Annotated in this window: 9 protein-coding genes; all 9 read left to right on the forward strand. The window is 36.4% G+C overall.

Annotated features, from left to right (window positions below):
• Positions 1-152: 152 nt before the first annotated feature.
• The 9 genes from MY04_RS20465 (at position 153) to MY04_RS20505 (ending at position 21,360) form a co-directional block, all read left to right on the forward strand.
• Positions 153-4,226 (forward strand): hybrid sensor histidine kinase/response regulator transcription factor, encoded by a 4,074-nt coding sequence (locus tag MY04_RS20465; RefSeq protein WP_084006030.1) that lies wholly within the window; start codon positions 153-155, stop codon positions 4,224-4,226.
• 113 nt (positions 4,227-4,339) lie between these two features.
• Entirely contained in the window at positions 4,340-5,827 is a 1,488-nt protein-coding gene (locus MY04_RS20470) for an arylsulfatase (RefSeq protein ID WP_066213599.1), read from the forward strand.
• A gap of 4 nt (positions 5,828-5,831) precedes the next feature.
• Positions 5,832-7,259: a sulfatase gene (locus MY04_RS20475; protein ID WP_158297809.1), complete on the forward strand. Its 1,428-nt coding sequence runs from the start codon at positions 5,832-5,834 to the stop codon at positions 7,257-7,259.
• Between the two features lie 290 nt (positions 7,260-7,549).
• The gene (locus MY04_RS20480) at positions 7,550-10,654 is read left to right on the forward strand and encodes a SusC/RagA family TonB-linked outer membrane protein (protein ID WP_084006031.1); all 3,105 of its coding nucleotides are present in this window, start codon (positions 7,550-7,552) and stop codon (positions 10,652-10,654) included.
• A 9-nt stretch (positions 10,655-10,663) separates the two neighbouring features.
• Positions 10,664-12,394, forward strand: coding sequence for a RagB/SusD family nutrient uptake outer membrane protein (locus MY04_RS20485; RefSeq protein ID WP_158297810.1), 1,731 nt, complete (start codon positions 10,664-10,666; stop codon positions 12,392-12,394).
• Between the two features lie 6 nt (positions 12,395-12,400).
• On the forward strand, positions 12,401-15,244 hold the full coding sequence (locus MY04_RS20490) for a SusC/RagA family TonB-linked outer membrane protein (RefSeq protein WP_066213609.1): 2,844 nt from the start codon (positions 12,401-12,403) through the stop codon (positions 15,242-15,244).
• 14 nt (positions 15,245-15,258) lie between these two features.
• Positions 15,259-16,956: a RagB/SusD family nutrient uptake outer membrane protein gene (locus MY04_RS20495; protein WP_066213612.1), complete on the forward strand. Its 1,698-nt coding sequence runs from the start codon at positions 15,259-15,261 to the stop codon at positions 16,954-16,956.
• An 11-nt stretch (positions 16,957-16,967) separates the two neighbouring features.
• The gene (locus MY04_RS20500; protein WP_158297811.1) at positions 16,968-17,870 is read left to right on the forward strand and encodes a DUF1735 domain-containing protein; all 903 of its coding nucleotides are present in this window, start codon (positions 16,968-16,970) and stop codon (positions 17,868-17,870) included.
• 295 nt (positions 17,871-18,165) lie between these two features.
• Positions 18,166-21,360, forward strand: coding sequence for a glycoside hydrolase family 2 TIM barrel-domain containing protein (locus MY04_RS20505; protein WP_066213618.1), 3,195 nt, complete (start codon positions 18,166-18,168; stop codon positions 21,358-21,360).
• The last annotated feature ends 16 nt before the right edge of the window (positions 21,361-21,376 follow it).

Here is a 21,376-nt window from a genome sequence, read left to right on the forward strand (position 1 = left end):
CTATGTTTGTATAGGATATTTATCGATTAGTTGTAATTTTATCGGTAGAGAAAATGACTCTATTTTTTGATGATCATATTAACGATTGAATGTCCACATATTAGAACTAAATAACTTTTTGATCATCACCTTAACTAGCAGCTTAAATTGAAATGATAAGAATTATACTTTTTTACATTGTCTGTTTATTGTCACTAAACATCTACGCTTCTGTTCCATTGGATTTACAAAAAATCACCGTGGAAAAAGGGTTATCACATTCTGATGTTCGAGCAATCTGTCAAGACGATTATGGATATATTTGGATCGCCACCTTAAAAGGTCTAAACTATTTTGATGGCGAAAAAATTGAAGTTTTTGATAAATCCAAGGGGTTAAAATCAAACCGTTTGGTGGAAATGAAAAAAGATAAATTTGGCTACTTATGGTTATTATCTGAAGAATCAGGAATATCTTCCTTTCATCCACTAACACATAAAGTACAGTATCATCAGTTAGTCAATAATAAAGACGGAAGTGAGCTTTTTGATATCCAAAATTTGTCTTTAAAATTTATGACAATGAACAAGGAGGGCAATTGCTTGTATGCTGTAGCTACGAACAGTAAAGTTTATAAACTACCAATAAAGAAAGACGGTAATATTAAGAACATACAAGAGATTCCTTTCAATTTACCTTCTCAAACAGAAAATTTTGTTCGATCTATTCATTCCGACGATCAAGGTACAATCTGGATTGGTAAACGTAACGGCTTATTTTTTAAGAAGAGAAATAATGCCAACTTCAAAAAGTTTAAGGGATCGGAAAGTAAACTAAAAGGAGTAAGATCCATCTTAAAATTAAATGGAGGAAACTATCTTATTGGTGCATATAATGGATTATTCAAAGTGTCATTGTATAAGCAAACAATCAAAAAGATTCAACCTCAATTCCCTGTTAGAAGAATAAACAGCCTACTTAAAGCATCCGATAATTCAATTTGGATAGGTACAACAGAAGGGATTTTGACCATGAATAAAGAAGAGAACCTTCAATTTTATTATTTAGAGGATAATAATCTAAGTTCCAATGTGGTTAGTTTATTCGAAGATAAATCAAATACAGTGTGGATAGGTTGTAACTCTATTGGGGTACGTTATGTAGATTTAAAGGAATCGAATTTTAAACATATTGATATCACCAACTATAATAATTTCGATTTCACCTACTCAAAAAGTATGTCAGAAATTGATGATTATTACATTTTAGGATCTAGTAATGGAGTTCATTTTGTGACTAAGGATTTTAAAAAGGATGTAAAACATGCCAAGTTAAAGAGTGATTTACAATGTTCAGTCAACACCATAACAGTATCAGAATCTAAATATGTAATTCTAGGAACAGCGGGGTATGGTTTATACATTTCAAACCAACCTTTTGATAAAGTAGAAAATATTAGTTTTCATCAAATAAAGTTTCCAAAAGAATTAGAACACCCCAAACGTTTTCATATTCGAAAAGTAACTACAGATAAATATGATAATATCTGGATAGCAACCAACGACGGTGGTATTTACTGCTATAATATTCATACAAAAAAAGTAAAGCATATAGATCGTGTAAAAAACATTTCACTATCTATCATTAACTCTATGTTTTATGAGGCAGATAAAGATTTATTATGGGTTGGAACAAGAAATAAAGGCTTAATAAAATTACAGCTTCAGAAAGATGAGTTAGTTAGTTCAAAACAATACATGCACTCTATTGGTGATGAAAATACCTTAAGTAGTAATTTTGTTTTTTCTATCGTAAGAGATAAGGATAACCAAATTTGGGCAGGGACTATTGGTGGAGGACTTAACTGTTTAATTGATGAAGAACGAGGTATTTTCCAACGTTACAATCACTCGAACGGGTTGTTTGAAGATGATATCGAAGGTCTATTAGTAGATAATACAAATGGCAATATTTGGATAGCAGGAACTACAATTACAAGTTTCGATAAAGAAAGTAAAACATTTACTAGATATGGTAAATCTGATGGTATTCATGCTGAAAATGGCTTTAAAGTAAATACCGATTTTAAAGACAATCATGGTGTAATGTTCTTTGGAGGAGTGGATGGCTTGACACTAATTGATATCAATAACTGGAAAAAAGAAACACAAAAAATTCGATTGGACATCAGTGGTTTGGAGATCAATCATCAAAAGTTAGTTTTTGATGAGGAATATAACGGAAGAGTTCTTTTGGATAGTCAGTTAAGAGAAAAGAAAAGCTATTTGCTTTACCCTAATGAAAAAGACATCTCCATATCATTTATCGGCAACAGTCCTAGCGAAGTCAATAAGATAGAATATCAATATTTATTGGAAGGGTACGACGAGGATTGGATTGAAACGATGACTTCTAATGCAAACAACTCGGCTTACTACTCCAATCTTTCAAGCGGCCGATATACCTTTAAGGTAAGAGGTAAATTGCATAATGGCCCCTGGTCCGATATAAAAACAATTTCGTTTAAAATCGAAAAACCTTGGTGGCAGAGATGGTACTCGATAGCTTCTTTTGTTTGTATAGTAGTACTCGTTATTCTTTTGATAAACTATAATTACATTCAACAGCATAAATTAAAAACACAATTGGTATTTGCTCAGAATCAAAGAGAGAAAGATGAGGAGTTGATTGAACAGAAATTAGAGTTCTTTACCAATGTAGGCCACGATCTTAGAACACCATTAACTTTAATGCAAGGTCCTTTGGATGAGGTGGTGCAAAACAAATCAATATCGCCTGATGTAAGGGAAAAAATATCGTTGAGTTACCAGCAAACCAATAAGCTATTGCGTTTGGTCAACGAGTTAATGGATTTCAGAAAGTTTGATAAAACATTGGAGTTGAATAACACTACTTTCGAGTTCATCCACTTTATAGAAAACATCTTCAATTCGTTTAAACTGAAAGCCAAGGATAAAGGAATTGATTTCAAACTGCAGGTACCGGAAAACCCAATAAAAGTACATTATGATGCAGAAAAGATAGAGTCTGTTATTTATAACTTACTTTCCAATGCCTTCAAGTTTACAGAAACCAAAGGGACAATTACCCTAAATGTTTTAGTCGACGAAGCCAATAAAAAGTTAATCTTAAAAGTAATTGATAACGGACTGGGTATTGACGAAAATGCTTTGGATAAGATTTTCGATCGCTTTTATCAGACAAAAAATGCCAACTCTATCAACATCAAAGGCACTGGGTTGGGGCTGTCAATTGCCAAGAGTGTGATTGAAGCCCATGAAGGTGATATTCATGTAGAAAGTGAAAAAGGAAAAGGAACAAGTTTCATCATCGATTTACCTTTAAAAGATGTAGAGAGTAAAGAAGTGATGCCGCAAAGTTATTATGTGCAGAATGATGTGGATATTGAAGAAGTAGATGGGGTAACTTTCGAAAATCAGACGGTACTTCTTGTAGAGGATAACGAAGAGATTCTTCAGTACTTGGCCAATCTTTTGAAAGATACATGTAAGATCAAGAAAGCGGAAAATGGTAAAGAAGCGTTGGATATTTTACATACAGATAAGAACATTTCTTTGGTCGTTAGCGATGTGATGATGCCGGAGATGAATGGCACAGAATTGTGTCATCATATAAAGACCAACGAACAATTGTGGCATGTTCCAATCTATTTATTGACCGCTAAAACATCGTTGATACATCAATTGGAAGGTTTGGAAACTGGAGCAGACGATTACATTACCAAGCCTTTCAAACCTAGTATTCTTAAGCAGAAAGTCATTAACGTCTTGAAGAATAAGGAACATGTGATGCAGATGTATCAAGGAGTGATGCAATTGCAAAAACCATTGAGCAAATATTCCAAAGAGATGGAGGACGATTTCTTAGAAAAAACCATCGAAATCGTAGAGAAGAATCTATCTGATCCTAACCTGAATGTACAGCTTTTAGTAGATGAAATGGCCATGTCTCAATCGGCTTTATACAAGAAAATGAAAGATGTAACGGGTAAATCTTTGGTAGAGTTTATTAAAGATGTGCGTATGCGTAAGGCAGGAGAATTACTGTTATCGTCTAACTTAAAGATCTTTGAGATTGCCTATGAGATTGGTTTCAACGATGTGAAGTATTTTAGAAAATGCTTTAAAGACCACTATGGAATGTCGGCCTCAGAGTACATCAAACAAATGAGTAAAATTACTGAACAAGAGGAGATTACTAATTAGTACCCTCCTCAATAATTAAAATTTAGGTCGTTTTTGATGAATATCACCCCTAAGTAATAGAAACGACTCCTTTAAATTTGGTTATCGATTAAAGAATAAATGATTAGTATCAAATGAATGTATTACAACATCGTCTTATAAAAGTAGCCTTATATATATTAGCACTTTATGGGATTAGTTCATGTGCGACTCCACACAAAAAAACAGCAAACAAAAACATCAAACAGCCTAATATTATTTACATACTAGCAGACGATGCAGGATGGGGTGATTTTAGTTGTTATGGTCAGGAGAAGTTTACCACTCCAAATATTGATGCCCTTGCAGAAAGTGGTATTCGTTTTACAGATCACTATGCAGGTAGCAGTGTTTGTGCTCCTTCGAGATCAACGCTTTTAACAGGTATGCATACAGGGCATACACCTATTCGTGGTAATAAAGAAGTATTGCCGGAAGGTCAGGTACCCATTCCTGCTGATACTTACAGCTTACCTAAAATGTTGAAGAAAGAAGGTTATGTAACAGGTATGTTTGGTAAATGGGGATTAGGTTACCCTCAATCCGAAGGTGCTCCAAATGCTCAAGGTTTTGATGAGTTTTATGGGTATAACTGTCAACGATTGGCACATACTTATTACCCATTGTATTTAAGACACAATGGTACTAAAGTGCCTCTTCCAAAAAATACAGATGGTCACATGACGTATACTCATGATATGATTCACGAGCAAGCGTTGTCGTTCATAGATCAAAATAAAGATAAGCCGTTCTTCTTATACTTGCCTTACACAATTCCGCATGCAGAAATGGTAGTCCCTCAAGATTCTCTTTTCCAAATGTATAAAGAGAAATATCCTCAAGGAAAACCGTATGTAAATAAGGCCAATCACGATCCTAATTTATCTCACGAAGATCGTTTCTACAAAGGAGCTTATGGCGATCAGGAATATCCAAGAGCAGCATTTGCTACCATGATGCACTACTTAGATAATTCTGTGGGTGATGTAATGGCGAAACTAAAAGAACATGGTTTGGATGATAATACGATTGTGATTTTCAGTTCTGATAACGGTCCACATAAAGAAGGTGGAGCCGATCCTTATTACTTCCAATCGTTTGGTCCTTTTAAAGGCGTGAAACGTGATTTATACGAAGGTGGTATCCGTGTACCAATGATTGTTTCTTGGCCTAACACTATTGCCAAAAATCAAGTATCTGATCACCCATCAGCATTCTGGGATGTTTTACCGACAGTAGCTGATATTTTAGATGTTGAGCTACCTAACAAAAATGATATCGATGGTATTTCTTTCTTACCTACTTTAGTCGGTGAAAAAGATAATCAAGTGAAACACGATTACTTGTATTGGGAATTCCATGAAAAAGGTGGAAGAAGAGCAGTAAGAATGGGAAACTGGAAAGCGGTGCAATATAACTTGAAGAAAGGAAAGAAAATCGAAATTTACGATCTTTCTAACGATCCTTCAGAAAGTAAAAACTTAGCAAAGCAGAAACCTGAATTAGTGAAGAAAGCACAGGAGATCTTCAATACTGCTAGAACTACTTCTGCAACTTTCCCATTCCATGGAGAAAACATGTAATTGCATGAAATTAAAAAGCTTAATGACTATTTGTATCTCTTTATTGATGATATCAAATAGTTATTCTCAAGATAAAAAGCCTAATATCGTTCTATTTTTTGTAGACGATATGGGCTGGAAGGATCCTGCTTTTATGGGATCAGATTATCACGAAACCCCTAACTTGGATCAAATGGCATCAGAAGGATTTGTCTTTCATAATGCTTATTCAGCTGGACCAAATTGTGCTCCCTCAAGAGCAAGTTTAATGTCCGGTCAATATTCTCCAAGACATGGTAAAGTGGCGGTTTGGAATTCGAAAAGAGGGCCTGAAGAGCAAATGCGTTTGGAACCTGTACCTGATCAGGGATTGCCTTTAGAGAATTATACTTTAGCTGAAGCTCTGAGAGACGGAGGTTATAAAACGGGTATTTTTGGTAAATGGCATATTCAAGGTACTGCATCAGAACAAGGATTTGATGTGGATGGAGAAACGGATGCAAGTGAGATCAATTTTAAAGAAACTGACGATCCAAAGGATATCTACAGTTTAACCGAAAAGGCTTGTCAGTTTTTGGAAGATCAAAAAGATCAACCTTTCTTCTTATTCTTGTCGCATCACACCGTACATACAAAGTGGGAAGCTCGTCAGCCGATGATCGATTATTTTGAAGGGAAACCAAAAGGCGAAATTCATAAAAATGCTCAATACGCTGCCATGGTAAAACATACAGACGAAAGTATGGGGATTATTATGAAGAAGTTAAAGGATTTGGGAATTGATGATAACACCATTGTCATTTTCACTTCTGATAACGGAGCGATTGGTCGTGTAAAGCAAACTCCACTAAGAGGAGCAAAAGGAATGTTGTATGAAGGTGGTATTCGTGTTCCTTTAGTCGTTAGGTGGCCTTTAGGCATTTCTCCAGCAACTTCAACAGCACCAATTATCAATATTGATTTTTACCCTACTTTCTTAGAGTTGGCAGGGATAAAAAAAGCGAAAGATAAAGTGTTGGATGGAGAAAGTTTTGTGCCTCTTCTGACTCAGAAAAAGGAAAGTTTATCGCGATCTACGATTTATTATCACTATCCTATTTACCTAGATGGTAAAAATGCAAGAGGGGCGAGAGATCAATATTTCAGAAACCGACCGACCACTGTGGCAATCAATGGTGACTGGAAATTATTATTCTTCCATGAGGAATATGTCCTTGATGGTGGTGAGAAAAATATGGATTCCAACCATATGGTAGAACTTTATAACCTTAAGGAAGACCCTTCAGAATCGAAAGATCTATCGTTGGTAGAGATTAAAAAAAGAGATGAAATGCTAAAGGATTTAAAGAAATGGATGAAGAAAACCAATGCTCCTTTAGCCATGAAAAAAACACCGGAAAACTATCGACCGGTCTATAAAAGAGGAGATCATAAAAAGAAACATTCTAATTAACATCTCCACTGAGATTTTTGAGATTAAGAGAGACGATTATTAAAGGATATTTTTGTAAATTTACGTTACAAGAATATCCTTTTTTTGATATTTTTTAAATAAGTAAATAAAGACTACTAATTTTTTTAAAACTGTCCATAAATACGTCTAAACGCAGATTTTTATTAGTTTTTCCCCCTTTTTTAATGAAAAATTAGGGGCTCTAACTCCCTTTAAAGATGTTGTTTTGTAATGAAATGAAATAGAATAGGTTCTATTCTCAATAAGAACACTTTAATATTTTTTTAATTATGCAAAAGAAGTTTACTCATTTTAGGGTAACTCATAGCATTGGTAAATTAAGTATTTTTTATCTGACATTTTCGCTATTGTTTAGTTTATCAACTTTAGCAAATGCTAATGCTTATGAAAGTCCTTCAACAGACCTTCAAGACAACATGATCGTTTCTGGAGTAGTCACCGATGAAATGGGAGAGCCATTGCCAGGTGTGTCTATCCTTATTAAAGGAACTACTAAAGGAACAATTACAAGTTTTGATGGATCTTACAAACTTTCTGTTCAACCAAAAGATGTTTTGGTTTACTCATTCATAGGTTATTTAAATCACGAAGAGGTTGTTGGTATACAAACGGTCTTGGATGTAAAAATGAACCTTGATGAAGAATTATTAGACGAGGTAGTGGTAGTAGGTTATGGTGTACAAAAGAAACAAAGTATTGTAGGTGCCATAGAAACTACTCCAACAAAAGAACTTTTAGAATCGGGTGGTGCAACTAACATGACCAGTGCTTTAACAGGTAGAGTAGCAGGTATGACTGTTATTGAATCGAGTGGAGAGCCGGGTCAAAACGAAGCACAAATCTTAATTAGAGGTCGTTCTTCTTGGAACGATAACTCTCCATTGGTATTGGTAGATGGAGTAGAAAGAAGTTTTAATGATATTGACCCCAACGAAGTAGAGTCGATCTCAGTGCTGAAAGATGCCTCTGCTACAGCTGTATTTGGTGTAAAAGGTGCCAACGGCGTTATCTTGGTGACATCAAAACAAGGTTCGGAGGAAAAAACAAGAATTAATATCTCACAAGAAGTAGGTATGAAAACACCTATGAATACTTCTTCTCGTTTGGATATGCCTTCCACTTTCAGATTAGCCAATCAAGCATTAGCCAATGATGGTTTATGGGACCAAATGATTCCAGAAAGCTATATCAGAAACTGGGAGAATCCGAATAGAGACATGGAAAAGTATCCAGAAGTAGATTGGTGGGATGAGGTAGTAGGTACTGGCTATCAATCAAAAACTAACTTTAACATCTCAGGTGGAACGAAAAAAATTAAGTATTTCACATCAGTGGGTTATTTGAAAGAGACAGATATTTTGAAGTCGAATCCTCAACAAGATTACGATCCAAGTTTCTCTAATGACCGTTTGAACTTCAGAACCAATTTAAAATTCAACGTTACGAAAACAACAAGTGTCGATTTTGGTATCTCTGGTAATCAGAAAAGATATTCAAGTCCGGCAGAGGTAAGAACAAGTAATTATCAAAAAGAAGAATTCTTTAAAAAGATCTACAGAACGCCGTCTTACTTATACCCTGTAAGATTCGAAGATGGATCGTATGGTGGTATTGATCCTAATGGTGGTGATAACCCGATGTCCATTTTAAATGAATCAGGAAGTGGACAAACAAGAAGATCTGAATTGTTTACCAACTTACAATTGGATCAGAAACTAGACTTCATTACTAAAGGACTAACTTTCAGAGCCAAAGTAGCATTTGATACTTACACGCAGTTTAATAAAACAATTAGCAAAGACCGTGTAATGTTCCATTATCCTACTCCAGAATCAGAAAATAGAGTACGTTACCCAGACGCAAACTTCGTAGAACAGCCGGTAACAATAAATAACTGGGATTATGGATGGTTCAGAAAAACAATGCTATACGAATTCTCTACAAGATATAATAGAACATTTGGTGACCACTCGGTAACAGGTTTATTACTCTTCTCAAGAAGAATAAATTCACCAGAAGTTTCTTTCCCATTCTATGAAGAAAACTGGGCAGGTAGAGTTACTTACGATTACAAAATGAAATATCTTGCTGAAGTAAATGTTGGTGTAAACGGCTCGGATAACTTTGCTCCAGGACAAAGATTTGGTGTTTTTCCATCGTTTGCATTGGGTTGGGTGATATCTGAGGAAAACATCTTTAGAAATGCCGATTGGCTGAATAGTGCTAAAGTAAGATATTCATATGGTACAGTAGGTAGATCACACATCAATAACAATACGCGTCACTTATATTTTGGACAGTATTACCAAGATGGCAATATTAACTGGCGATTAGGTCAGGACCCTACCAACTGGGCACCGCACTACTTTGAAGGAAGAATACCTAACGAAAGTGCGACTTGGGAAAAAGCAGTGAAACAAAACTTAGGTTTCGAAGCTACAGTATTCAAAAACTGGAGATTCACTTTGGATCTTTTCGACGAGTACCGCTACGATATCTTGATGGAAAGAAGAAATATTCCAGCATGGTCAGGTTTCCCAGAGAATCCATATGCCAACATTGGTGAGGTAAAATCAAGAGGTTTTGAAGTAACATTAAGTTATGACTTTAATATCGGAGAGCATTTACAAATTGGTATTGCACCTAACTTCTCGGTGAACGAAAGTAGAATCATCAACAGAGATGATCCACACTTATTACCAGATTCTCAGAAAGATGCTGGAAAGCCTATCGGATGGAAAAAAGGATATGTAACTGATGGTTTATATAAAGATTGGGACGATATCTACAACTCTCCAAATACTAATTTAGGTGGTAACCCTATTCCTGGCGATATCAAATACATTGATTTCAATGGTGATGGTAGTGTAGATATTAACGATCAAACGGCCTTAAAAGGATTGGATGTTCCAACGAAAACGTATGGTCTGAACCTATCATTAAATTATAAAGGCTTTACAGTGTCTGCCTTATTCTATGGTGTGAACGGTAACTATGCCAACATTTCTGACGATATGATGTGGGGATTTGCAAAAGGATTCTATGTATTGGACGAAGTACACACAAACACTTGGAATCCATACACAAGAGATGCGAATGCCAATCCAACATTACACTTCCAAAACATGCAGCACAACAACAATTCTACAGAATATAGATGGCAAAATGCTTCGTATTGGAGATTGAAAAACTTGGAGATGGGTTACAACATCAAAGGCAAGAAATCGGACTTCTACAGAAACATTTATGTGTATGCTTCGGGGAACAACCTGTTTACATTTACAAGTTTTGATAGTAGACTAGATCCAGCAAATTCAAATGCTGCCTATCCACTTGTAAGAAGATTTAACCTTGGTTTACGATTTGGATTATAAGAAATGAAAATGAAAAAATTAATCATATTACTATTAGGACTTGGTCTTTTTTCATGTGAAAGGTTTTTAGATCGTTCACCAGATCAAGGAGTAACAGAATCTGAAGTATTTACAAACTACGAATCATACAGAGCATTTAACGATCAGTTATACGCTTACTTGGACGATTACTTCGATTGGAGACGTCGTTTTGATTCGGGTAGTTTTAGTGATGAAACAGAAAACAATTCGAACTGGACCGTTCAGAACGATATGAATGCAGGTGGTTTCTATTCGAAGCCAGGAAATGCACAACAACATGAGATCGGTTGGGAAATGAGTAGTCATGGTATTGGTTCTCGTTCCCCTGTAATTGCGAACGGTTTCCAAGCTATTCGTGCGGCAAACATTAGTATCGAAAGAATCGAAATGTTGGAGGATGCTACTCAACAACAGATCGATGAGTTATTAGGACAAGCTTACTTTATGAGAGCATGGCACTATTTCCAAATCCTAATTCGTTGGGGTGGTATGCCGGAAATGAGTGCATCTTTTACTCCTGATACCGATTTTAATCTTCCTAGAAGAAACTTTGTAGAAAGTGCAGAAGATTGCTTGAACGATTTGGATATGGCTTTTGAACTATTACCAACAAGATGGGAATTGAATCAATTGGGTCGTGTGACAAAAGGAAGTGCTTTGGGATTGAAGGAAATGATTCAATTGTACATGGCCTCTCCTTTAATGCAACAGCATTCTGGCAATAGTGCCACTTACAATCATGAGTTGTTGAAAGCAGCCATGAAAACACAAGGTGATTTGTTTAGAAATGCTGGAGAATATGGAATTGCATTATTGAATGGAGATAATTACAGAGACATTTTTTACAGTGAATTCGAACCTGCCAATTCAGAATACATTTTCTGGAGACACACAGGTGTTCGTAGTGCACAAGACTTGAAAAACCACTTTATTCCACAATCCTATGGTGGAGGTAATGCCACAACAGGTCCTACGCAAAATACTGTGGATCGTTATGAAATGATTAGTGGTTTGCCGATTTCAGATCCAGATTCTGGTTATGATCCAAGTAAGCCTTACGAGAATAGAGACCCACGTTTCTACAACAATATACTTTATGATGGTGCCCCTTGGGGAATGAATGGAGATACACAATTGTATATCGAAACATATACTGGTGGTAGAGAAGATAAATTACCAATCAACCAAAGATCGTTGACCGGCTATTTCGTAAAGAAATACTGGCCTGAAGGAAGTAACCGTTGGGAAAACAGATACGGTATGCATTTCATGCCATGGGTTTATATCAGATATGCACAAGTGTACTTGGATTTTGCAGAAGCAGCCAATGAGGTCTATGGTCCTACTGCAGCTGCTCCCGAAACAGGTATTTCAGCAGTGCAAGCCATCAACATCATTAGAAATAGAGTGGGAATGCCAGATGTAAATGCAAAATATACATCAAGCAAAGAAGCTTTTAGAGATAGAATTAGAAACGAGAGAGCGGTAGAACTTTGTTTCGAAGGACACCGTTGGTTCGATTCTAGAAGATGGAAAACGGCTGTTCAAGATTACAGAACAGTGCGTAAAGTAGTCATTACCAAAAACGGAGATGATGCTACCTACGAGTATCCTGAGATTCCTAATGCAAGGAACTTCGCAGAGAGAAACTATTGGTATCCTATCCCATTGGAGGAAGTAAGTAAAAATGAAAATTTCACTCAAAATCCAGGATGGTAATAAATTATGAAGTACAATAAAAAAATATATACTATAGCATTGGCTTCCTTATTTACCTTCATGGTGGGGAATGTGAATGCACAGGACGAGATCGAAATTCCTGTTAGGGAAACGTCGAATGCTACTGAACGATTTAAGAAAACAATCAATTCAGGTGTAACCGGCGAAATTGATAATACTTTTAGAAAGGTATCAAAAGATAGGTTTGTTGGAGTGGCAAATGGCATTCATGGAGATGATTTATCAACTGCTAACGAAATGAACTTATCGAATACCTTGCAAGGTAGAATCTTAGGTTTGCAGGTAATAACAAATGCGAACACTCCTGGCGGAGGTGGAGCATCTATATATGTTAGAGGTAAAGATAGAAACGATTCCAATTCTCCTCTATTTTTAGTGGATGGAATCGATAGACCTTGGCAAGATTTGAACCCCGAAGAAATTGATCAGGTAGTTGTATTAAGAGATGCAACGGCTAAGATTTTGTATGGTTCAAGAGCGGCAAATGGTGTGGTTTTAATTACGACAAAAAGAGGTAACGCATCAACAGGTTTACATATTTCTGGTGGTTTTGAGTTTGGTATGAAAACACCAACAAGTACTCCAGAATTTTTAGGGGCCGACGAATATGCACAATATTATAATCAGGCACGATTAAACGATGGTTTACCGACTTACTATAGTGATCAACAAATCAGTGCTTATAGAAATGGTTCAGATCCGTTGCTTCATCCAAATAACGATTATAGATCTTTTGCTTTGAAGGAATCGGCAACGTATCAAAAAGGTTACTTGAACTTCCAAGGTGGTACACAAAAGACAAAGTTCTTTGCACACTTAGGGTATACAGGTGATGGCGGTTTGGAAGCATTAGGTTACCAAACTACTTATGAGCGTTTTAATATGAGAGCCAATGTAGACATCGAATTATCGAAGTGGGCTACATTAAAAACTGACGTGGCAGGTAGAGCGGAATTTAGAAATAAGCCAGCCATATCAACGGCTGATTTTTATACAGATTTATCCGCTACTAGAGCGAACGAATATCCTATCTTCATCCAAGAAGGTACAAACCGTGAAAACACCATTTTAGGGGGTAGTTTAAATCATCCAAAAAACATTTATGGTGAATTAAATTATGGAGGTTACGATATTCAGAACGATAAGAACATTCAAACTCGTATGGGATTTGAGTTCGATTTCGACGATTATGTAAAGGGTTTGTCTGCAGATGTATACGCTTCTATGGACTACAACTCTATGTTTAGATATGGTAAGAATGAAGGTTATAATAGCTACGCAGTAGTAATGCCTCAAGGTGATGATTACAAGTACCAATTGGTAAACTCTGGTTTAAAATCAGACGACCAAGTGAGAAAAGCATCTAGTGATTATTACAGCAACGCTTTTTACGGTTCGATAAACTACGATAGAACATTCAACGAAATTCATCAGCTATTGGTAACGGGTGTAGGTTATGTACAATCTACTTCGGATAGTCAGAGTTTCCAAGTACACAAACACTTGCACTCTGGTTTAACAGCCAACTACATGTTGAATAACAAGTATGTTGTAGAAGGATCTTCGGTGATCGTAGCCTCAAATACACTGCAGAACCACAATCAATCGATGTGGACGTACGCAGGCGGTCTTGGATGGATCGTTTCCAAAGAGAACTTTTTAAAAAATAATGATGTGTTGACTTACTTAAAATTAAAAGGTTCTGCAGGTGTATTGGCACACAACAACTCTTTGAATTACTATAGCGAAATACTTCGTTACGGAGAGAGTGGTGATGCTCGTTTCGGTCCAACAAACAATAACAGATATCCTGTTTGGGTACCTCAAGCCTACGGAAACGAAGATTTGGAGTACGAAAAGTCGGTTGAGTTAAACTTAGGTACTGAGTTGGCATTGTTCAGAAACATCTACATGGAAGCCAATGTATTTAGAAATGCTCGTAAAGATATGCCGGTATACATGAACGATTTCTACCCAGATTATATGGGGGGCAACCAAATGATGATGAACTACAATTCTACTTTAAGTAACGGATTGGAAGTGATGGTTTCTTACATGAAGCAATTAGGACATTGGCACCTTGGAGTATCGGGTAATTTTATGTACCAGCAAACAAAATGGGACGATGTATTGGAATTTAAATACGATGAAAACTACTTGAGTCAAAAAGGGATGCCTATTGGTAATATTTACGGATATAGAAACTTAGGTTTCTTCCAAAATGCTCAGGATGTGGAATCTTCTACTCACCAAACATTTGGTCCTTTGCGTCCGGGAGATATAAAATATAGAGATCTAAATAACGACGGAGTAATTGATGAAGACGATAAGGAATTCTTAGGAACGACAGATCCAACAATGACTTTCGGTATTCAGTTAAACATCGGTTATAAAAACTTCAACTTATTTGTTCACGGTACAGGTTTGGCAGGTCATTACTTAAACAATTCTAGTATGTATTATCAATTTGATGGGTTGATGAACTACTCTGAAATTGCTAGAGGGGCATGGACAGAAGCTACAGCAAACGAGGCGACTTATCCAGCGTTAACGACAGGTCAATCGACAAACAACTTCCAAAATTCTGACTTCTGGTTGGAGAAAGGCAATTTCTTCAGAATCAAAAGTGTTGAGTTAAGCTATACAATGCCGAAGAAAATCGTGAAGAAAATGGCAGGGATTGAGTCAACATTCACGCTTAGAGGGAACAACTTGTTTGAGTTTACATCCATCAAAAACAAAAACCTTGATCCTGAACGACCAAACACTGGCGTTACCAATTTCCCAATTATGAGAAGTGTCACTTTAGGTGCTCATTTTAAATTCTAAATGATGTAATTGATATGAAGAATCTTAAATACATAGTATTAAGCTTGGTGATTGGATTATCGACATCAGCTTGTAGCAACTTTCTAGAATTAGAGAGAGACAATAATAGAACAGAAGACGAAATTTGGTCGCATCCAGTAACGGCAGAAGGGGTTTTACTTTCGGGATATCAAGGATTGCCCAACTTCTACACCACTTACGGAAACGATATCTTGGATTGTGCTACGGATAATGGCGTAACAAGACAAATCAATTCGACAGTAAGAAGAATGGCAGCCGGAGGTTGGAACCCATCGTCGAATCCGATTGGTGATTGGTCAGGTTCTTATGAAATCATCAGAAACATGAACGACTTTCTAATGAAAGGATTTGATGTAGATTATTTCATCGCAGACTCTCTTAGAAACGAGAATTATAAAAGAAGACTAAAAGGAGAAGCACATTTCCTAAGAGCATATTATCACTTTAACGTCTTGAGAAGGCACGGTGGTTTGGCAGAAAATGGTCAGGTATTGGGGATTCCAATTATTACAAATGAAGTATCCATCAACGAAACATTGCCAAGAAATACTTACGAGGAAGTTGTCGCTCAAATTTTAGCTGATACAGATGTAGCCATCGAATTGTTACCACTTGAATATACAGGTGATAATGTTGATTTTGGTGAATCGAATGTAGGTAGAGCATCAAAAATGGCAGCTCAGGCACTTCGTTCGGTAGTGACATTGTATGCGGCAAGTCCAGCATTTGATGATAAAAATGATGATATCACTACAGATGAAGCTTGGGGTAGAGCAGTCTACGAAAGCCAAAAGTTGATTGATATTATGGGTGGTTTACCTTCTTGGAGCGACGATATTTATTTTGACGATAGAGTAGGTGAACCGATCATGCGTAGATACTCGAACAACAATGATATCGAAAAGAAAAACTTCCCTCCATCGTTAAACGGTCAAGGATTCACTAACCCTTCACAGGAGTTAATCGATGCTTTCCCAATGGCAAATGGTTTTCCAATCGATCATCCAGATTCTGGTTATGATCCGGAAAATCCTTATGAAGGAAGAGAAACGAGATTCTATGCTACAGTCATCCATAATGGGATGAATTATAAAGAAGGAACAATCAATACATATGTAGGAGGTGAAGACCATACTGATGTAAATGAGTACGCTACAAGAACAGGGTATTACCTAAAGAAGTTTGTTAACCCTAATGTGAGTATTACTCCAGGTACAACAACTACAGGTAGACATTACACCGCATTATTTAGAAAAGTGGAAGCTTATCTAAACTATGCGGAGGCGGCAAACGAATTGGTTGGTCCTAACACCGTGCCTCCTTTTGGAAGATTGACAGCAAAAGAAGCGATCCAAGTGATTCGTTCTAGAGCAAAAATTGATTCTGATGCTTACTTAAATACAATTACTGGCCGTGATGGTTTCAGAGAATTTATTCATAATGAGAGACGTATAGAATTGGCTTTCGAAAATCACCGTTTTTATGATGTTTGTCGCTGGAATTACGATTTGAATGAATTAAATTCACCAGTAAATGGAATAGAGATAAATGTAAATCAAGACACACAAACAACTTCCTATCAAAAGGTCCATGTCGAAGATAGAAATTACCAAGACTACATGATCTATGGTCCAATACCATACCGTGAAGTCCTAAAAGGTGATGCTATTATTCAGAACATAGGATGGTAAATGAAATTATTATGAAGAAATTACTAAACTTATTATTTATCGCAACGCTGTTCCTAACAGGTTGCGATAACTACAACGATTATTTAACAGATTACGATTACTCAACTACTTATTTTCCTTATCAAAAACCAGTAAGAACTGTAATTGCTGGCGAAGGATTACAGTTTAAAATGGGTGTAGTACTAGGAGGAAAGAGAGAGAATACAAAAACAGAAGTAGTAAAATTCGAAATCGATACTACCCTGTTAAGAGATACTCCTTTTGAGTTACTTCCGTCTGAATATTATACATTGAGTAATGATAACGAAATGTGGATTCAGGAAGGTGAATTCCAAGGTTTGATTGATGTAGTAATGGATTCTGTGAACTTCCTTTCGGATCCCAACTCTTTGACAAGACACTATGCCTTGCCTGTAAGAATTATCTCTGCAACAACCGATTCGGTGCTAACAGGAGATGAATTGAAAGGTATCGCTCCAATGGATTATATGATTCCGGTAATCAAATACATTCATACATTGGATGCGATTTGGTATCATCATGGTGTAGATTCTGCATTTAATGCTAGCGGAGACTTGGAAGAAGTAATTGTAAACAGCACAGAAGATTTGATCAACAACTCTACCTGGAATTTATCTACAGTAGGAGCAACTAAAGTAATCAGTAATGGTTTGTCTGGAATCAAGAATACTTCGAGATTAGAAATGGACATGAACTTCGAAGATGGTGCAATTGACTTAAAGAGCACATCAGATTCTGAAATTCAGAATGTAGAGAACATCTCTTCTCGTTATGTGAGTGATGATCTAAAAGTATATTTAAAGTATAAGTATACAGCAGATAACCTAACTCATATCGTAACAGATACGCTTACTTTTAGAAACAAAGAGTTATCGTTAGAGCTTTGGGATTAATTCCTTCTAATTAAAATACAATGGAGGCTGTCTTATCAATAGGTTATTATTAAGACAGTCTCTTTTGCTATGTTATTATTTTGAAGACCAACCTCAAGCCTTTAGCTATCATTATTGATCTCAAAAATCATTTATTCATCGGATAAAAATCGTAAGGAAAAGCCCTTTTTAAGCATAAAAACAGCTATTTACGAAATAATCCCCCCCTTAATCATATTTTGTCAACTCTTATTTTTTCCAATTACTCTTAAAATTGTAATGTCAAAAGTATGATGGAAGAATTTAATTCTAAGCGATGAAAAATAAGACAATTAAAAACTTACTGATATTGTTTTGTGTGATACTGACTTCTAACTTATCTGCACAACATCTTAAATGGGAAGACCCTACCATTTATCAGTTAAATAAAATGCAGGGTAGAGCCACCTCTATTCCTTATAATAGTATTCAAGAAGCAAACCAAGACCTTCAAAAGAACATTATCTCTTTAAACGGAGAGTGGTCTTTTAAATACGTGGGCAACTACAAAGGAGAAATCAACTTAGCTAAAGAAAATGTAAAAAGTTGGGATAAGATTCAAGTGCCATCCAACTGGGAAATGTTAGATTATGGTAGAAGAATTTACACCAACACAAAATACCCTTGGGGAGTAGACAATCCTCCTTTTATTCCTCATAACAAGCAGGAAGTAGGATTGTATCAAAAAGAATTCAACTTAGCTAAAGACTGGACTGAACACGATATTGTACTTTACTTTGGTGGTGTAACTTCTGCTTTTGAAGTGTACATCAACGGAAAAATGTTAGGCTATAGTCAAGACGACCGTTTGCCCTCAGAATTTGATATTACTCCATATGTAAAGAAAGGAAAGAATACTGTAGCCTTAAAAGTATACAGATATTCTGATGGTGCTTACCTAGAAGATCAAGACCACTGGCGCTTGTCGGGTATTCATAGAGAAGTAAAGTTGATCAAAGAAAATAAATTACGAATCAACGATTTTCATATCCGTGCGGGTTTAACGGATCAATACACCAATGGTGATTTACAAGTACACTTCGAAGTGAACAACCACTATGCACGCGAAGTTTGGAAGAATTATACAATCAGAACGACGTTAAAAGATGGTGATACTGAAGTAGCTCAATCGGAAGTGTCTGTAAAAAGAGTCATCAAAAAGCGTCCACAACGTGATGATTTACCTTTTGCACACATTCAAAGCAAAATTGAAAATGTAAAGAAATGGTCAGCCGAGCAACCAAATTTATATCAATTGTACATCGAATTACTTGATCCACTTGGAAAAGTTGTTGAGGTACGAACATCAAAAGTTGGTTTTAGAACGATTGAGTCAAACGACAAAGGACAGTTCTTAGTAAACGGTAAAGAGATTTTGATTTATGGTGTAAACCGTCACGATCATCATCACCTAACTGGTAAAGTGGTTTCTGAAGCGGACATGAGACATGAAATCGAATTACTTAAAAAGTTCAATTTCAACTCGGTAAGAACATCACATTATCCTAACGATCCAAGATTCTACGAACTATGCGATGAATACGGTATATATGTAATGGATGAGGCTAATTTAGAAACTCATGGTATTACAGGTGATTTAACTAACAACAGTATATGGTCTGGTCAGTTTTTAGATCGTATGGTGCGTATGGTAGAAAGAGATAAAAACCATCCATCGATTATTTTCTGGTCGTTGGGTAATGAGTCGGGTACAGGTTTTAACCACGCGGCTATGGCAAGCTGGACAAAAGATTTCGATCCAACTCGTTTAATTCACTACGAAGGTGGTCAAGGCGATCCGACACATCCAGAATATTTAAACTTTACTTCTAAAGAGTTCAAAGAGAAATTAGCGGCGAACAAGATTACCTCTAACGGTACAGACCCTGCTTACCTAGACATGTTAGGTAGATTCTATCCGTTGTTAGAAAGCTTGGAAGAAGTAGCCGAAAAAGATCCTTCAGGCCGTCCTGTAATTCTAACAGAATACGCACACGCTATGGGTAACAGTACAGGTAATTTCGAAGATTACTGGACGTTAATCCGCAGAGTAGACCGTCTAGTAGGAGGTTACATTTGGGATTGGAGAGATCAAGGTATTGAAGTGACCGATAAAAACGGTGAGAAGTTCTTTGCTTACGGCGGCGATTTTGGTGAAGATATTCATGCCAATAACTTCTGTCTAAACGGTGTAATTACATCAGACGGACAACCGAAAGCAGCAATGTACGAGATTAAGCATGCCTTCCAACCTTTACATTTTGAAGTAACCGATTTCAAAAACTTTAAAGTGAAAGTAGAGAATCGTCATTTCTTTGAGTCGACTTCTATTTATGATTTCAGTTTTGAAATTATTGAAAATGGAAAAGTGATTGAACAAGGGGCGTTTACTTGTCCAGAAATCAAAGCAGGACAAAATGAAAAGGTGCAACTACCAGTTAAAAAGCAACAATTTGATGTTGCCAATGAGTATTTCATTACAATCAAAGCAGCTTTGAAAGAAGATAGAGCGTATGCATCAAAAGGTCATTTGGTTGCACAAGACCAGTATTTACTACCTCAGGGTGGATTGTTTACTCCTTCGTTTGCATCAAATAGTGGGGAGTGGAAAAAAGAAAACAACAAAGTTGCTTACAACGACTTCGAAGTAGTAATGAGTGCAGATGGTCAGTCGATCGAGAAGATCAACTATCAGAATAAAGCATTAATAACAAAAATGCCAACGCCAAACTTTTGGAGACCTACAACAGATAATGATTTAAGAGCATCTGGAGTAAATAAGACAAAAAAATATTGGAAAAAGGCGAATGCAGGTCTGAAATTGGTATCAAAATCAGTAAATGAAATTGATGGTGAATTAGACATTCGTTTAGAATATGAATTGCCAGAGAAAAAAGCTTCTTGGACGACAGCTTATACTTTAAAGAAAGATGGTACTGTAAAAGTAGCTGCTTCTTATGTGCCTCATGCTCCGCTTGTGGACATGATGAAAGTAGGTTTACAAATGGAAGTACCTAACACTTTATCAAATATTGAGTGGTATGGTAAAGGTCCTGAAGAAAACTATAACGACAGAAATGTTGGAGCAATGATGGGTATTTATGCTCTTCCATTGAATGAGTTTGCTTTAAGTTATGCCATGCCTCAAGCGTATGCTAACCGTACTGAAGTTAGAAACTTTAGTTTAACAAATCCGAAGAAAGAGGGTGTGCAATTCTCAAGTAATCAGCCGTTTGAGTTTAGTGTGTATCCTTACACAGACAAAAACATCGAGGAGGCACAACATACCAACGAATTAAAAACCACTGATAATTTAACAGTGAACATAGATCATAAACAAATGGGAGTGGGTGGTAACAACTCTTGGAACGAAGTGGGAATGCCTTCGGAACAATACAGAGTAGCATCTCAACCTTACCAATTCCAATTTTTTATCTCTCCAAAATCAAAAGAGGAGAAATCTCAATTGTAATAGATGAAATATTGGT

This window comes from Flammeovirga sp. MY04, from assembly GCF_001682195.2.
GTDB lineage: Bacteria > Bacteroidota > Bacteroidia > Cytophagales > Flammeovirgaceae > Flammeovirga > Flammeovirga yaeyamensis.

Bases quoted from the DNA above. Each gene is read 5' to 3' on its own strand.
- MY04_RS20465 (WP_084006030.1), top strand. From the start codon at position 153: ATGATAAGAATTATACTTTTTTACATTGTCTGTTTATTGTCACTAAAC.
- MY04_RS20470 (WP_066213599.1), top strand. From the start codon at position 4,340: ATGAATGTATTACAACATCGTCTTATAAAAGTAGCCTTATATATATTA.
- MY04_RS20475 (WP_158297809.1), top strand. From the start codon at position 5,832: ATGAAATTAAAAAGCTTAATGACTATTTGTATCTCTTTATTGATGATA.
- MY04_RS20480 (WP_084006031.1), top strand. From the start codon at position 7,550: ATGCAAAAGAAGTTTACTCATTTTAGGGTAACTCATAGCATTGGTAAA.
- MY04_RS20485 (WP_158297810.1), top strand. From the start codon at position 10,664: ATGAAAAAATTAATCATATTACTATTAGGACTTGGTCTTTTTTCATGT.
- MY04_RS20490 (WP_066213609.1), top strand. From the start codon at position 12,401: ATGAAGTACAATAAAAAAATATATACTATAGCATTGGCTTCCTTATTT.
- MY04_RS20495 (WP_066213612.1), top strand. From the start codon at position 15,259: ATGAAGAATCTTAAATACATAGTATTAAGCTTGGTGATTGGATTATCG.
- MY04_RS20500 (WP_158297811.1), top strand. From the start codon at position 16,968: ATGAAGAAATTACTAAACTTATTATTTATCGCAACGCTGTTCCTAACA.
- MY04_RS20505 (WP_066213618.1), top strand. From the start codon at position 18,166: ATGAAAAATAAGACAATTAAAAACTTACTGATATTGTTTTGTGTGATA.